The sequence below is a fragment of the Bradyrhizobium sp. B117 genome (assembly GCF_038969555.1).
GTDB lineage: Bacteria > Pseudomonadota > Alphaproteobacteria > Rhizobiales > Xanthobacteraceae > Bradyrhizobium.
Genome location: NZ_CP152414.1, coordinates 4,514,903 through 4,529,847, shown reverse-complemented (window position 1 = coordinate 4,529,847; position 14,945 = coordinate 4,514,903). Strand labels below are relative to the sequence as shown.

Annotated in this window: 9 protein-coding genes and 1 pseudogene; 2 read left to right on the top strand and 8 right to left on the bottom strand. The window is 60.8% G+C overall.

Annotated elements, in window-relative coordinates:
* Positions 1-180: 180 nt before the first annotated feature.
* A pseudogene (locus AAFG16_RS22255) lies at positions 181-1,021 on the bottom strand (cyclic nucleotide-binding domain-containing protein).
* 75 nt (positions 1,022-1,096) lie between these two features.
* Between AAFG16_RS22255 and AAFG16_RS22250 the strand changes: the two are divergent.
* Positions 1,097-1,519 carry an alpha/beta hydrolase gene (locus tag AAFG16_RS22250; RefSeq protein WP_342740546.1) on the top strand — a complete coding sequence of 141 codons (423 nt, stop codon included), beginning with the start codon at positions 1,097-1,099 and terminating at the stop codon, positions 1,517-1,519.
* 1,041 nt (positions 1,520-2,560) lie between these two features.
* Positions 2,561-2,839 carry a contact-dependent growth inhibition system immunity protein gene (locus AAFG16_RS22245; RefSeq protein WP_342740545.1) on the top strand — a complete coding sequence of 93 codons (279 nt, stop codon included), beginning with the start codon at positions 2,561-2,563 and terminating at the stop codon, positions 2,837-2,839.
* Between the two features lie 880 nt (positions 2,840-3,719).
* On the opposite strand, the gene AAFG16_RS22240 is transcribed toward AAFG16_RS22245, so the two are convergent.
* The 7 genes from AAFG16_RS22240 to AAFG16_RS22210 form a co-directional block, all read right to left on the bottom strand.
* A complete protein-coding gene (locus AAFG16_RS22240; RefSeq protein WP_342740544.1) occupies positions 3,720-5,693 on the bottom strand; it encodes an ATP-binding cassette domain-containing protein in 1,974 nt (657 codons plus the stop codon).
* Positions 5,690-7,426, bottom strand: coding sequence for a peptidoglycan-binding protein (locus AAFG16_RS22235; protein WP_342740543.1), 1,737 nt, complete (start codon positions 7,424-7,426; stop codon positions 5,690-5,692). Before AAFG16_RS22235 ends, AAFG16_RS22240 begins: the two co-directional genes overlap by 4 nt.
* A gap of 149 nt (positions 7,427-7,575) precedes the next feature.
* Positions 7,576-8,448 (bottom strand): hypothetical protein, encoded by an 873-nt coding sequence (locus AAFG16_RS22230; RefSeq protein WP_342740542.1) that lies wholly within the window; start codon positions 8,446-8,448, stop codon positions 7,576-7,578.
* A 161-nt stretch (positions 8,449-8,609) separates the two neighbouring features.
* Entirely contained in the window at positions 8,610-9,707 is a 1,098-nt protein-coding gene (locus tag AAFG16_RS22225; RefSeq protein WP_342740541.1) for a PepSY domain-containing protein, read from the bottom strand.
* A 171-nt stretch (positions 9,708-9,878) separates the two neighbouring features.
* Positions 9,879-10,874, bottom strand: a complete 996-nt coding sequence (locus AAFG16_RS22220) for a PepSY domain-containing protein (RefSeq protein ID WP_342740540.1) — start codon at positions 10,872-10,874, stop codon at positions 9,879-9,881.
* A gap of 197 nt (positions 10,875-11,071) precedes the next feature.
* Positions 11,072-11,776 (bottom strand): hypothetical protein, encoded by a 705-nt coding sequence (locus tag AAFG16_RS22215; RefSeq protein ID WP_342740539.1) that lies wholly within the window; start codon positions 11,774-11,776, stop codon positions 11,072-11,074.
* Positions 11,776-14,913, bottom strand: coding sequence for an efflux RND transporter permease subunit (locus AAFG16_RS22210; RefSeq protein WP_342740951.1), 3,138 nt, complete (start codon positions 14,911-14,913; stop codon positions 11,776-11,778). The genes AAFG16_RS22215 and AAFG16_RS22210 overlap by 1 nt, the downstream gene beginning before the upstream one ends.
* Between the last annotated feature and the right edge of the window lie 32 nt (positions 14,914-14,945).

Here is a 14,945-nt window from a genome sequence, read left to right as displayed (position 1 = left end):
TTCCGGTGCTGGCCCATCTGCGAAGTTGCGCCTCGTCCGCCCAGGGTCCGCTAATTGCGCCCGGGAGGACCAGATTTGTTCAATCTGAGTTCTTCGCATTTTGACCCCAAGCGGAATCGTTGCGTCGCGAGAGCCGCACTGCGCGGCGACAGTAGTGCCACCAATGGTAGTCAATGCCATTCAAGCTGTGCCTCGCGCAGCTGCCATCTGTCGCGCCGCTTTCTCTTGTGCGAGAGCTGCTTCCAGCCGCGAGATGCTTTCCTGGAGGCGCTGGTTGTTTTCCAGGAGACGCTGGCTGGTCAGGACGAGGATATAATAGCCGAATTGCTGATCATTCTGAAAATAGATTTCAAGCAGCCTCTCATAAGTTATGGTCAGGACTTGGCCGTCTTCTATGCACTCGACCGTTGCGTTTCGTCGATTATTGGGCGTGAGGAAGCCAAGTTCTCCCATGAGACGCCCTGGCGGAAGCTCGACGCCGATTTCCTTGACGAGACACTTCCCGGTGACGGTCAGGAACATTTCCGTAGCGGCATCACCCTTCCTGAATAGTATGTCGCCTCGGCGATATCTACGTTCGGTCATGAATGGTTTGAGCCATTCCATCGACCTGTCCCCCTGCGTCGCATTACGTGCCTTCTTAACGAGCTTGAGCAGTTGACGGAGGCGAACGGCATTGACTGACAACAGCAGCAGATAACGCCGAAAGGGGGCGACGCTTCCGGAAAGCGCGCAAGAAATTGCGAAGAATGTACAGCCGACCATATTCACGACCCGCAGCGGCACCATTCTCTGCATCAGCAAGGTAGCGACAAAGAAGATGGCGCCAACCAAGGCGAACATGTTGGCGAGCGTGATATTGGCCAACACAATTTCCAACAGCCGATTAAACAGTGCGTCATAGGTGATGTTGTTGGGATCAAGTCCCATTTGAACGAGGATCTTTTGCGATCCTGAAATTGTCGGCCGCTGTATCAAGCATGTGGTCTAGAATTGTCGAAAAATCTGCATTGGAATTCATCGGATCACCCCTATGCAAACATTCGGTTAGGTGGGAATTCGCGGATACGTGACAGCCGGACTCGGACAGCACAAGGTGTCCGGCTACTATTTTCCAACCGCTCGGACGGACTTTTGGCTCGTGTCAGCTCCGGTACTGCCGCTGCTCGGCGATCTGATGCGCTACACTATCTCGCCGATCATATCGTGGGCCATTATGCCGAAGCTGATGCGCACCTTGTTCGCGCCGCGCGCCATCCCACCGGAATTCAAGAACGAATTTCCGATCTCGTTGGCTCTCCGACCCAAGCAGTTGAGGGCGGCCGCCGAGGAGAGTGCGTTCCTTATTCCAGCTGCTGTGCAGTTGCAGCTTCAATATCGGGGTATCCGGTGTCCAGTTAGGATCGTGCATGGAAAGGCTGACCGGCTCATCGAGGCCGACCAGTCGCGCCGCCTCCACGCCGTGTTGCCCCGCTCCCTGCTTCATCTGGTCGAGGATGCCGGTCACATGGTTACCTAGGCAGATGCGGCGGGAATAGCGGATGCCGTGGCGGCGCTGGCGCCCACCGCACCAGTGAGGACCGCATAGGCTTTCTTGTTGCATTGCGCGCGTCCGGAAGTGGCCCGTTCGAGAAGTCCGTCGCCTTTCGAAGGTCCGCTCCACGCCGAGAGCCGACAAGGTCACGATAGATTGGATGCTATAGAAAGCGATCAGCTCTTGTGATTTGACGGATGGCGAAGTGCCCTGCCCTTCACGCCTGCTCGCCGCGCGGGCCAATCTGTAGCTTATCACTGTAGCTATTCACGCAAACACGTCGATCGGCCACGACGCTTTGCCGCGGCACGATCTTCAAGTTGGGGCAAATCTCTGAGGCGGGCTGATACACACTTGTCGCTACAGAATCGGACCTCTCCGGATCGCTTTAGCTAGACGACGCCACTTCACCCCGTCGCGAACCTCCGCTTTGGCACGGCGCCCTCACTCGCGCGAGTGCCCATGACCTCTGCCGATCAGACACGCTCCGTCAGCTTGGGAGCCCTGCTCACATTGGCTTTCACAAGATTTTTCTTGATCTCCCGGTGCACACGTCGTGCACACGCCGCCTTCTAACCGATTGAAAGAACTGAGCTCTCGCTCCAATCCATCATCGGGGCACAGCTAAATTTCCAATTATTTTCAATCACTTACAACTCTCTGTCGGTCCAGTCCCGCGAAGGCGCGACAACGTATCTATACTGATTTCGTTGGGTTTTTTAGAGATGGTTCGATTATTTAGCCAGTTCTGGCCCGCACGTTGCTACCAAATTTGCTACCGGACCGGCTCCCGCGACGGGCCTTGCGATTCGTTGCAAATCAAGCGCAAAGGATGCCCCTAAGATAACGAATGCAAATTTTTGGGCCGCCCGCTCCCCGCAGTTGTCTACAATGTTTGGAATCGTGGAGAACGCGATGCTTAGTGAACCTCGAACACTGGAGCAGATTGGCGGACAGGATTGGTGAGAGCCTGAAACGGGTCCGACGGGCACGGTTGCGAGGTGTCTGCGTTTGCGTCGAACGCCGTTGAAGGACTTCACCGTGAGCGACTTGCGTTTGATGATTGGACAGCAAATCGGCTTAAGAACGTTGGTTCCGAGAGCACTTCAGTTGGTTTCAAACGAGCCGCTGCTGGAAGCGGACTTCTATCCCGGTGATCTACTGTGCGCCTTGTTACATGTCGACAAGGCCTATTGGTCAGACAGCTCAGTCGAACTCGGACAGCTCGTGTTGATTGCTCGGTCTGTCATGCCCCGTGGCGACCGGATTGCCGATGAGTGCCAATCATTCTTGACAGAGGCTTGATGTACGCAGCGTTGAGTGGGCCTTCACTCCTTTCTTCTTCGTAAGGTGCGCGTGCTTATGTTTGCGCGATCAGAGATGGTTCGAAGCCATCACCAAAATGCGCGAATGCGTTCGCTACGATTCTGCTACGAGAGCAGCAGGCGCTCGCGCAACACACTGAAGTGACTCAGCAAACTCGGTTGTCCGTCCCGTCCATCATGGGCAAGTTTGAGCTAACCGCAGCCAAGAAGATCGATGCTGATCAACGATCGTCCGCTTTGCGCCCAGAGCTGCCCTCCCGATAAGTCGCACTTTGACCCAGGCAGGGTGCTGCGTCGTTGAGTTCGGTCCGCCATTGCTAGATCGAGATGAACGAGCAGGCCAAAGACTGCGAGACCTGTTTGGCACAGACAATGAACCGCCGATGAGGCCAGTTCGACCGGGGCACAAGCTGTTTTTCCGGCCAGCCCGACGTGTCACGGGACGAGCAGTTGCCGAAGCCGGATTTTGTTAGGCCCCCCGACTGATCTCTTCCCCGCGCCGTCACCGGCCGAAGATCATATCCCAGGGCTAAGCAATTGATCCTGTTGATGCCCTGCCGGAAGGGGTGTCCTGTCAACTCTATTGATGTTCTTGGAGTTTTCGTGTTCTCCCCCTACGAACCTACGGTCTGAGCGACTACTCCGCGGTACAGCGCCATCTGCGGCCCCCACGTCATGTGATGCCGCCCTTTGTCGGCCTGATGCCGTCGGTCGGATCAATCGCTAACTTTCCCTCCGAGATGGCAAGCCGGATGGAAGCCGCGCACCGCCTTCAATGACTTCTTCTGCGCGTTCGGCATCTTCGAGCGGGCTGCAAACTCGGACACGGACGCGCGCCAAACTCCTCCTGGATGTCTGAACTAGACGCGGAGCGCGTCGGCCGGCTCCAGCGCAGCTGCTCGCGAGGCCGGGTAGACTCCGGACAAGAGGCCAATCACGCCGCCGACAACGGGCGCGAGCAGAGGAGCGACCGGATCGAGCACCGGTGTCCAGACCTGGTACGCCGAGACGCCGACGACGATCATGACGCCGATGCTGGATCCGAGCAGTCCTCCCACAATCCCCATGGACGCGCTCTCAACAAGGAACTGTGCCGCGATATGTCGGCGCGTCGCCCCAATGGCGCGGCGCAATCCGATCTCCGCCGTCCGCTCCATCACGCCCACCAGCGTAATATTTGCAATCCCGAGCGCGCCGACCACCAGCGACAGGCCACCCAACAGCAGGAACATGACATTGAGGTCGGTCTGCACGTCATCGCGCACGCGTCGCGGCTCCTGCGGCAGTTGCACCCGAAGCGTGCGTGGGTCATCCGGCCGCAGAGCAGCTCGCGCCTGTAGCGCAATCAGTGAGGCGGCGCCGATCTTCGTCTCCACGACAACGAGGCCGGGCCCGAAAAGGCCAAAATACCGTCGCGCCGTGCCTTCGGGAATGATGACCGAACCGAGCAGTTCGGGCTTGCGCACGACATCGCGGAGGATGCCGATGACGAGGTAAAGTTCATCGCCGACATAGATCGCGGGCAGCCGCTCGACCCCGCCGATGCCCAGGCGGCGCGCGGCATCGGGACCAAGCACCGCGACGCGGTCGGCGCGGACAGAATGCCCGTCGTCCAGAAACCGTCCAGAGGCGAGTTCGCCGCGCACGGCACGGAGCAGATCGGGCGAGGCAGCGCGCACCGCCAGCCTGATGGCTGTCTGGTTTGCCGGATCCACGACCGGCGACGCGCTGACGAGCGCGTCGTGGACATTGACGTCACTCAGCAGGCCCGCGGCCACCACACCGTTAAGCCGAACGAGCCGTTCCGGCGCGTCCCACGGAATTGCACGCGGATCAATCGTGCCGGTGGCGCCGCCCGGCCGTGCCGAGATGAAGAGCTCTGTGGCTGCGAGTTGATCAAACTGGCTGATGATGCGATTGCCGGCGGTTCGGGTGAGACCGACGGTTGCGACCAAAGCCGACATGCCGATCACGATGCCAAGCACAGTAAGCGCCATGCGGGCCGGTCGCGCGATCGCCCCGGCGATCGACTCGGTGATAAGGTCGCGCGTCGTGATCCCCGAAGCCACGATACGTTTCTTGGATGGGGTTGATAATGCGGGCTCGCCTCCGCCAAGGAGTTCGCCATCCTTCATATTGACCCGCCGTGAGGCGCGGCCCGCCACGTTTTCGTCGTGCGTGACGACGACGATCGTCATTCCCTCCTTGTTCAACTCGGTGAAGAAGTCGAGGATCGACTCGGTGTTCTTGGAATCGAGATTGCCTGTCGGTTCATCACACAGCAGCAGGCTCGGTGAGCCCATCAGGGCCCGGGCGATCGCCACCCGCTGCCGTTCGCCGCCCGACAATTTGGAAGGCAGAAACTCCGCCCGATGGGCGAGGCCGACGCGGCGAATTTCCGCCAGCGCCCGCTCGCGCCGCCCCTGTCCGGTCCGGCGACGATAGACTTCCGCCAGCATGACATTCTCGAGGACGGTGCGATATGGCAGGAGATGAAATGACTGGAAGATGAATCCGATGCGCCGGCTGCGCAATCCGGCCCGCTCATTCTCGCTCAGCTTCGTTGTTTCTACACCATCAAGAAGGAACTCTCCGCTGGTTGGCCGGTCAAGACAACCCAGCATATTCAAAAGTGTCGATTTCCCTGAGCCTGATGGCCCGGTGATCGATAGCCATTCGCCGCGCCGCACCACGAGATCGACATCAACCAACGCATTAACGGCGGGATCGGTCCCGAATTGCCTGCACACCCTACGCAGCTCGAGCACATGATTGGGACCGGCGGCAACCGTCTCGACTGGCAACTCTCGACGTATGGTTGCGGAAGGCGTCATTTCATCGCCGTTGGCTCCGCCGTCTTGTAGCCCACCACCACCATCTGACCTGGGGCGAGCCGCCCATCGGGCGCGTTGACCTCGACATAACCACCCGTGGAAAGTCCCGGTTGCACAGTGACGTATTCCTGGCGGCCGCCGCGATCAACCAGCACGCGCGATGTTCCGTCGGCGGCAAGCGACACCGCGCTCGTCGGCACAGCGATAACCGGGCCCTTGGTGGTTTCGATCGGGATTGAAAGGCGAACGGAGAAACCTGCCAGGGCTACCGGCGTACTCTCCACCTTGACGCCGAGATAGAAGTGATAGCCATCCACACCGCGCGTGCCTGGCGTGTTCGCCACCGTCTCAACGATACCGTTCGCCTTGATGCCAAGCGCCTGCTCATCGACGGCGACTTTCATTCCTGGCTTCACGAGCGGCGCGGCCTCGATCGCCAATTGCGAGTCGATGCTCAGCTCGTTGTCCGTCACACTCATCACCGGCCCGGTAGCATTGCCGGCAACGGAAGCGGTCACCTCGTGAACGCGGATAGGCAACGACGGGATGAACACGACCTCGTCCGCCGGCACCTGGACGCCGAGCTTTGCCCTCGCCGCCGCGAGCTCGCGATCCAGACGCTCGTATCGTTCGGTTGCAACCTTGACGTCGAATTCGGCGAGCGTCTGTTGTTCCTGCGCCGCGCGCACGCTGCGCTCGCCCTCCAAGCTCGCCGCTTTCACGGCGCCCTCGGCGGCCTTGATCCGCTCGCTGGCCAGGCCGGCCTCGCGCGTCGCATTCCCAATCGCAAGTTCGGCTTCTACCCGTGCCTTGCGTTGCGCGCTTCGCGCCACTCTCAGCTTGGCCTCGGCTGCCGCCTTGGTCATCTCCGTCTGGCGCGGATCGAGGACGACCAAGGCGCGGTCGGCCATCTGCGTCTTAATATCGGCGTCGGCCATGGCGGCCGAATATGTGCCCCGCGCACGCTCGGTTTCAACCAAGAGGGATTTGCCGGTTCGTGCGTCTGCCAGCTGCCGGCCGGTACCGAAACGCAAGGCGCTATCGATCGTGGCCTGGCGAATGTTCTGCTCCGCGATCGCGCGCGCGGCGGCCACCGCCTTGACGGCCGTGTCACGCGCGGTCTCCGCAGCGAGCCGGCTTCTCGCGGCATCCGACCAGTCTCGCTCAAGCGTGGCGATTGCGGCGCGCTGTTCGCGTGTTGGTCCGAACGCATCCCACCCGGCCTTTTGATACATGCGCTCAACCGCAAGGGACGTCTTTTGATCGTAGTTGCCGTCGACTGGTCCCGGATCGAAGCCGAGCCGGGCCAACGCCTCCTCGAGCTGCTGCACGTCGCTCCCGCTCGTTCCCGGCGACATGTCGCGGAAGGCCGGCGCGGCGCCACGCAGGACAAGGACCGGACGGCCGGACGCTGACATGATCACGTCGCCTTCCTTGAACTGCGCATTTGGCCGCGGCAGCGACGAGATCAGTCCGGCCCCGCCCTTAACAGTGGAAGGCGCAATCGAAATCGGCTGCGGGAGGCCGAAGCGAACGGTCCCGCGCGTGACGACATCGGAACTCAGGACGCGCGATTCGACGGGCACAAGGATCGGGGATGGCTCCGGTGGTGCGGTTCGCGCGGCCATCTCTGCCGGCGACTGGATCCTGGAGCCCATGTACCAGGCGCCGAGCGCCGTGCCGCCGACAAGGCCCAAGATGCCCCAGAGAACATTTACCCGGCTCGCGACCATGCCAGATCCTCCCAACTATTTATGGGGGTCGCACCGGCCATGCTCGCTCGAGCAATACGTTGGCCTTCGCTGCGATTCCCGGCCACGGAAGAAGAGTACCCGCAGCAACCGATCCGGGAAAGACCGATAAATTGATGTAACGATCGATCTCATTGGACTTTCCGGGAGAACATTTCCTCCTGGATCCGCTCCTCGACCGGCTTCAACACCTCCTCTGACATTTTGAAGGCCTTTGCCGCCACGCTTCGCTCGAAATCCTGTAGTTTTCGCAGCGCGGCTTTCTGGTCCGCCGACATCTTGTCAACCAAGAGCTTGCCGCCCTCGGTTAGTGCGTTAAGCCGATTGCGCAGGTCGGGTTCAATTTCATCGGGATGGCCATATTCAAAACCGACCTTCTTCATCTCGCGCTGCCAATAGCCAAGCGCGGCCTTCATGCGCGAATCCTTGTTGATGAGTGCGTCCTGGGGATTGTAGTGGCTCGCCTTCAGTTGATCGGGTTTGAACGTTTCGGCAACAGCCTTGCGTGTGCAGCCGCCGGTGCGCGACAGGTCTTCGATCTCGAGCGCGACCGCGAAGGTGCTGGATACGTCGTCCCCGAACAAGGCGCGATTATAGGCGGCCTGATCCGCCGGTGAAAGTTTACGGAAAATCTGCACATTGCGTTCGCCCAGACCGACGCGAGCGGGGCTGTAGCCGGTCGACAATTGAGGCGGCAGACCGGTGTAGAAGGTGGATACGCCAAATCCATAGCGATTGACGAACTCCTCCTCGCTGAGGCCGGGAAGGCTCTTGTCCGCCGACATGCCAGCTCGCACCGTGTCGACATCAGCAGCAATATACTTGAAGCCCTGTTCGCTCATGCAGCGCGCGATGATTTCCTCGGTCTTCTCGATTGCCTGAACCAGCTCGCGTGGCGACAGCCCGAACTCCTCGGTGCCGAGACCCTTCGGGGCTTCTGCCGCGGCGGCGATCACTGGAGCGAAAAGAACGGTGAACAGTCCCGTGCAGATTGCTCTCTTCATGGCATTACCTCGTCAGGTAATCCTGGCAGGATCGCGGCAGCATCTCTCCGCAGCCACCAGAGGGTGGGCACGCGATCCACGATTTCGTCACTCAGGAGTGAAGAATCGTGGATCGCAGTCGAAAGACAGTCCATTCAGATCGCCCTCGTGCCGTCGCTTCCTCAGTCCGTTCCAACGATATTTCCCGACTCGATGTCGACGAAGACATCCTTCTCACCCTGGTTCGGGGTCTGGATCTCCACCACGTAGACATTCTTGCCTTTCTTTCGCTCGATCTTCACCTCGGTGACCTTGCCAGGGATCCGCTCGAGCGCGATCTTCGTTGCCTCCGCTCCGGTGACCTTCGCCACGGGCGGCGTATACTTTAGCGGCTTGTCGCGTAACGTCCCGACGCTTGAGACGTCTGAGGCTGGATTTTCCTTGGGCAGAGCGTTGGAAACGATGAGCTTGCCGTCGGAGGTGTCGAACACCACCCCAACCACCGGACACCAGATCTTGTCGGTGATGTCGTTGAGTTCGCGCAGACCCTGCTCGCGAACCCGGACACAGTTCTTGAACGTGCCAGCCGGAACCGTCATTTCGATGCCGGCTTCTATGTTCTCGGAGCCGCCAGAGTTCACGCGGCCCCCGTCGAATAGATAGCGCCCGCCGATCGTGAATGTGCCGGGCATCAACAAGCCCGGTTCGGCGACGCTGTCGCCGTCGAATTCGCCCGCCCGCCAGGTGCCGGCGAAAACCGGCTTGCCTTCCTCATTGATCTCCCAACTCACCTCGCCGAAGGCATAAACGCTGTTGGTGGTCTTATCGACGGCGAACCAGTTGAGCGCGCGCTGCGTCAGGACCCCATCGAGATATTCCTCTTCCTGCACGACCGCGGTCCTGAATTTTCCAATACCGGGAATGTCGAAATCCTCGGTGTCATCGAGGACCACCGTTTCCTTGCGATACTTGCCGTCGGGATGATCGGGCCGCTCATGCACATGCTTGTGGCCCGGCACGATCGGGTAATAAAGCGGGTTGATCCCCTGTGGGACGATATTCTCGCCTTTCAGATTCCAATCCCTCAGTGATGAATAATCTCTGGCATGCTTCCAGCGGGGCGGATCCTTGATCTCACCCGCGACCGCAGCGCCGCCGAGCGTGAACCCGACCGCCGTCAGAAAAGTGACCGCCATGAGTGCGGCACGCCACCTCATCAGCCGAACAGATGGCCGGCCTTCCATCTTCAGCTGTCGATCAAAACTCTTCATGTCGAACATCTCGAGGCCCTCCAGTTGCGGGCGGCGATCTGGCGAAGCGTCGCCCAAGGTTGCGGAAGTCTTGAACTTCGCGTGGCTGACGGACAGAAAGCGCCGGTGCGCTGCCGCGACCGATCTTCCTCATGCGGTCTTCCAACTCGACTGGCCTGTCTCCACGTTCAGTCCATTATGTTAGTCTGTTCCAACGACCTCCCCGGTCTGGGTGTCAACGAAGACGTCGACCTCGCCACTACCGGTCTGGATCTCGACGACGTAAACGTTCCTGCCCCGCTTCTTCTCGATGGTTACGTCGGTGACTTTTCCAGGCATTCGCTGAAGCGCAATCCTCTTGGCGTCAGCAATCGAAACCTTGGCCGCCGCCGACTTTTGCTTTGCGGGTTTGTCGCGCAGCTTCCCAATGCTTGAAACGTTGGAGGCTGGATTGCTGGATGGTAGCGCGTTGGAGACGACGAGCTTGCCGTCGGACGTATCGCTCACAAGGCCAACGTCCGGACACCAGATCTTGTCGTTGATGTCCTTCAGGTCGATCAAATCCTGCTCGCGAACCCGAACGCAGCCCTTGAACGTCCCTGCGGGGATCGTTGCCTGAAGGCCGTCTTCCATGTTCTCGGTGCCACCATAGGACGTGCTCTTGCTGCCGGCGTAAATGTAGCGCTCGCCGACCTTGAAGGTGCCCGGCATCAACAGCCCTGGTTCAGCGACGCCGTCGCCGTCGGGGTCGCCGGCCCGCCACGTGCCCGTGAAGCTCGGTTTGCCATCCTCGATTTTCCAGCTCACCTCGCCGAACGAGAAAACGTTGTTGGTGGCCTTGTCGACGGCGATCCAGTAGAGCGTGCGCTGAGTCAGGACTCCGTCGAGATATTCCTCTTCCTGAACCACCGCCGTCTTGAATTTGCCGATGCCGCGAATGTCGAAATCCTCCGTGGTGTTCAGCACCACGGTCTCCTTGCGAAACCTGCCGTCGGGGTGATCGCGCCGCTCTAGCGCATGCTTGTGGCCCGGCGTGATCGGGTAATAGAGCGGATTGACGCCGTGCGGGACGATCTGGTCGGCTTTTAGGTTCCAGTCTTTCAGCGAGGAGAAGTCGCTGCCCTTGGTCCAGCGCGGCGCGTCCTTGATTTCGGCTGCGCACGCGCCGCCGCCAGGCACAACTGCGGCCGCCGACAAGACGACTGCAGCTATGAGCGCCGCACGCAAGCGGACGAATGAACGAAACCTCCGGTCCGCTTGCTTTTTCTGTACGTCCACCATCGCGACGCTCCCAGGCATGGGCAGGTCCGTCTGCCGTCCTGAATTGCGGAAGCCGGCCTCAAGACATCGCCGGTTGGTCGCAGGCCGATCTGATGATGACCGATCGAGTACACTCATCGCTCCCTCGCGGTGGTGAAGTCGGTTTCGATGAAGGAGCGGTTGCCATCTTTCGCGACCGTCCCGATCGCGAGCGTGTAAGCTTGGCCGGCCCGCAGGAAGCCCTTGGGTACCGCGAAGGTCTTGGTTGACGCCGGCACCAGGGCCCGGATCTCGTAGGGAGAGCCGTTCTGCTCGATAACGATGACGCACGACTCGATCCCTTTCGGCACGGACCAGCGCAAAGTCAGGTCGGTGGCGGGAACGTCCTTCTGGCCGGACCGTGGATGTTCGAACGCGGCTGGCTCCGGGAAATCGTGGCTCAGCCGCGCTTCGCCGCGCAGGCGTGCGCCCTTGCCCGTGCTTCCTTCAAAACGGTATGCGCCCGCCGGGAAGTCGGCCTTGACGATGCGGTCATCTGCAGGTTCCGGCGATTCGATCGTCAGCTTGCGAATGCCCAGCTTCGAGTCGGGCGTCTTGACGTCCACGACCTTTCGCTCGCCGGGCCCCGAAACCGTCAGCGCCGTGAGCCCCTCGCTGGCGCCCGTTACCTCGAACCTGATCTCGGCGTCCCTGTCCTGCACGTTGCGCTCGATATAGACGGAGAGCTGCTCAAACTGGCCGCTCTGTGCCAAGGCGTTGCCGCCGGACGGCGCGAGACAAGCGAGAGCCATAACGACGGCTAGGGATTCGCGATGCAATCTGGTCCCATGCTCGACCATCAGACTCTCCCGGATACCGGTTCTAAACCGATCGGATTGATCGTCGGCCCGACCGTGCCACGGCCGAAACGCAGATAGAGCGCAGGCAAGATGAACAGATTGAGCAGCGTCGACGTCACAAGGCCGCCCATGATGACCACTGCCATCGGATACTCGATCTCGTGGCCGGGTAAATTGCCGAAAATGATCAGCGGCAGGATCGCAAGTCCGGCGGCCCCTGTTGTCATCAGGATCGGACGCAACCGCTCGTTCGCCCCGCGAAGCACGAGGTCCAGACCGAACGCCGCTCCCTCATAGCCTTCCAGGTGCTGGAAGTGATTGATCATGATGATCCCGTTGCGGGCGGCGATGCCGAGCACCGTCAGGAAGCCGATCAACGAGCCGAGTGAAACGATTCCACCTGCGAGCCACGCCGCCAGGACGCCCCCCACCAGCGCCGAAGGAAGCGTGAGGAAACTGAGCGTTGCCAGCCGCCAGCTGCCAAAAGTCTGCTGCAGAAGCACGAATATGACGGCGAGCGCCAGCACACCAAGCATTTCGAGCCGCGTGCGGGCGGCGCGCAATTCCTGATATTCGCCTTGCAGCACCGCGTGGTAGCCGAGCGGGAACGACAACTTCTCCAGCCGCGATTGCACGTCCTGGGCGACCGCAGCGAGGTCGCGGCCACGCACATTCGCCTCCACGTCAATCCGGCGGGAGCTTGCCTCGCGTCTGATGACATTTGGCGTCGGCTTGATGCTGACGTCGGCTACATCCGCCAGCCGGACGCGCCGGCCGGTCGGCGTGTTGATCAGCATCCCGCGGACCGAGTCAACGCTGCGGCGGAATTCCGGCGCAGTCCACACCTGAACGTCATAGGTGCGCCCCTCGAGGAAGATGTCACCGACCTCCTCACCAGCCATCAGGGTCGCGGAGGCGCGCCGGGCATCACCCGGCTTCAGACCGTAACGCTGCGCCTCGTCCAGCCTCAGTGTCACCTGGATGTGCGGCACCTCGACGATCAGCTCCTTGTGCAGGTTGACGAGGTTGGGAACATCAGCGAGTGCCGCGCGGACCTCCTCCGCCTTGTCCCTGAGAACGTCGAGATCCGGGCCGAATATGCGAACGACGATCGCTTCGCCTGCACCGGTCAGGACCTCGCGAATGCGCTCCTTCAGATAGGTCTGCACATCGCGGTAGAGGTAGCCCTCCACCATTTCGTCGATCTTGGCATGCGTCTTGTCGTAGTCGGCATCCTTGCTGATGCTGATCCAGTTCTCTCCGAAATTGACGCCGACGACCTCGTCGGCGGCGAAGGCCTGACCGATATGGGCGCCGAAATTGCGCACTCCCGGAATGGCACGCAGCTCCTTGCTCGCCCGGGTCGTGATGCGCAACATCTCGGGCAGCGAGGTATCGGGCGAGGTGACCCAGTGCATCAGAAAATCGCGCTCCTTGAACGCCGGCAGCAGCGAGTGCCCGAGCAACGGCCAGACGACGATCCCCGCGAGGGTCACGACACCGACGCCGATGAAGGCCAAACGCGGCGTTCGGGTGACGCGTTCGAGCAACGGCGGGTAGTGGCGCCGCAACCAGACGACAAGTGGTGATTCGCGCCCTTCGAGCCGCGCATTGTTCAGCAGGATCAGGCAAAGCGCCGGTGTCACCGTCATCGCCACGATGAGCGAAGCCGCGATCGCGAGCACATAGGCTCCAATCAGCGGCTTGAAGAACGATCCGGTCAGGCCCTGCATGAACAACACGGGCACCACGGCGGCGACCACGATGAGGGTCGCAGAGACGATCGGCGCGCGCACCTCGAGGGAAGCGTCCAGAATAATGCGCGCCGTGCTCCGCGTATCGCCCGCCTGTCGCGCAAGACGCAGGCGTCGCATGATATTCTCGACATCGAGAATCGCATCATCGACGACGATTCCCAGCGCGATCACGAAGCCGGCCAGTGTCATTGTGTTGACGGTCGCGCCCCACATGAACAGGACCAGTGCGGCTGCGAGCAGCGACAGCGGAATGGCGACGATGCATACGATCGCGGTCCGCCATTCGTAAAGGAAGATGACGATAATTCCCGTAACCAGCAGGCAGCTCAGCAACAGCGCCCGTGACAGATTGTCGATCGAGTCCTCGACGAAGGTTGCGGGCCGGAAGATTGTCGTATCGATTTCAACCCCCGGAAGACCGGGCTTCATTTTTTCCAGCGCTTCTTCCACGCCGCGGGTGACCGCGAGCGTGTTTCCCCAGGGGAATTTTTCGACGATGAGCATCAACCCCGGGCCATCATTGATGACAGCATCGCCGACCATCCCCTGCGGCGCATAGACGAGGTTGGCCACCTCGTTCAGCAACAGCGGTTTGCCGTCCTTTGTCGTCACTGGCACCTTGGAGAGCGTCTCGGGTGTAACGCCGGACGCGGCAAAGATCAGTTGAAAGCGCTGATTGGGCGTTTCGACAAAGCCGCCGGTGCCGATATGCGCGCCGCGGGAATAGCGCAACAAGCCGACGTCAAGGGCATCGGAAACTGCCTCCTGCACTTGATCGAGCGTGACATCCGCCGCTGCCATCCGGTTCGGATCGACCATGACCTGGAGCATCTTAAGCTGCTCGCCCCAGATCGCGACGTTCGCGACTCCGGGAACGCTGAGCAGCCGCTGCCGGATGGTCCAATAGGCGAGCATCGACAGGTCCATGACCGACTTGTCTTGCGAGGTGATGCCGATTTTCATGATCCGGCTCGTCGAGGACAATGGCGGCATCATGTAGGGCGGCGCCGCCCACGTCGGCAGGGCCTTGGACGCAAGCGCCATCCGCTCGCTGACCAGTTGACGCGCCCGTATCTCGTCGGCGCCGGATTTGAAGATCAAGAGGATCGACGACAATTGCCCCACCGACTTCGAACGCATCACTTCGATGTCGGGAACGCCGTTCAGCGCATTTTCCAGCGGCACGGTGACAAGTTGCTCGACCTCCGCGGAGGAGAGTCCAAGGCAGATTGTCTGGATCTCCACGCGTGGCGGTGCGAATTCCGGGAATACATCCACCGCCACGTCCTTGAGGCGCGCCAGGCCAAACCAGGTCAGCACCACGCCGAGGGCGAGGACCAGATAACGAAAGCGCAGACTGGATGCTATGACCAGCTTCATCATCGCAAGACACCCCAATCGGGCCGCAGCCG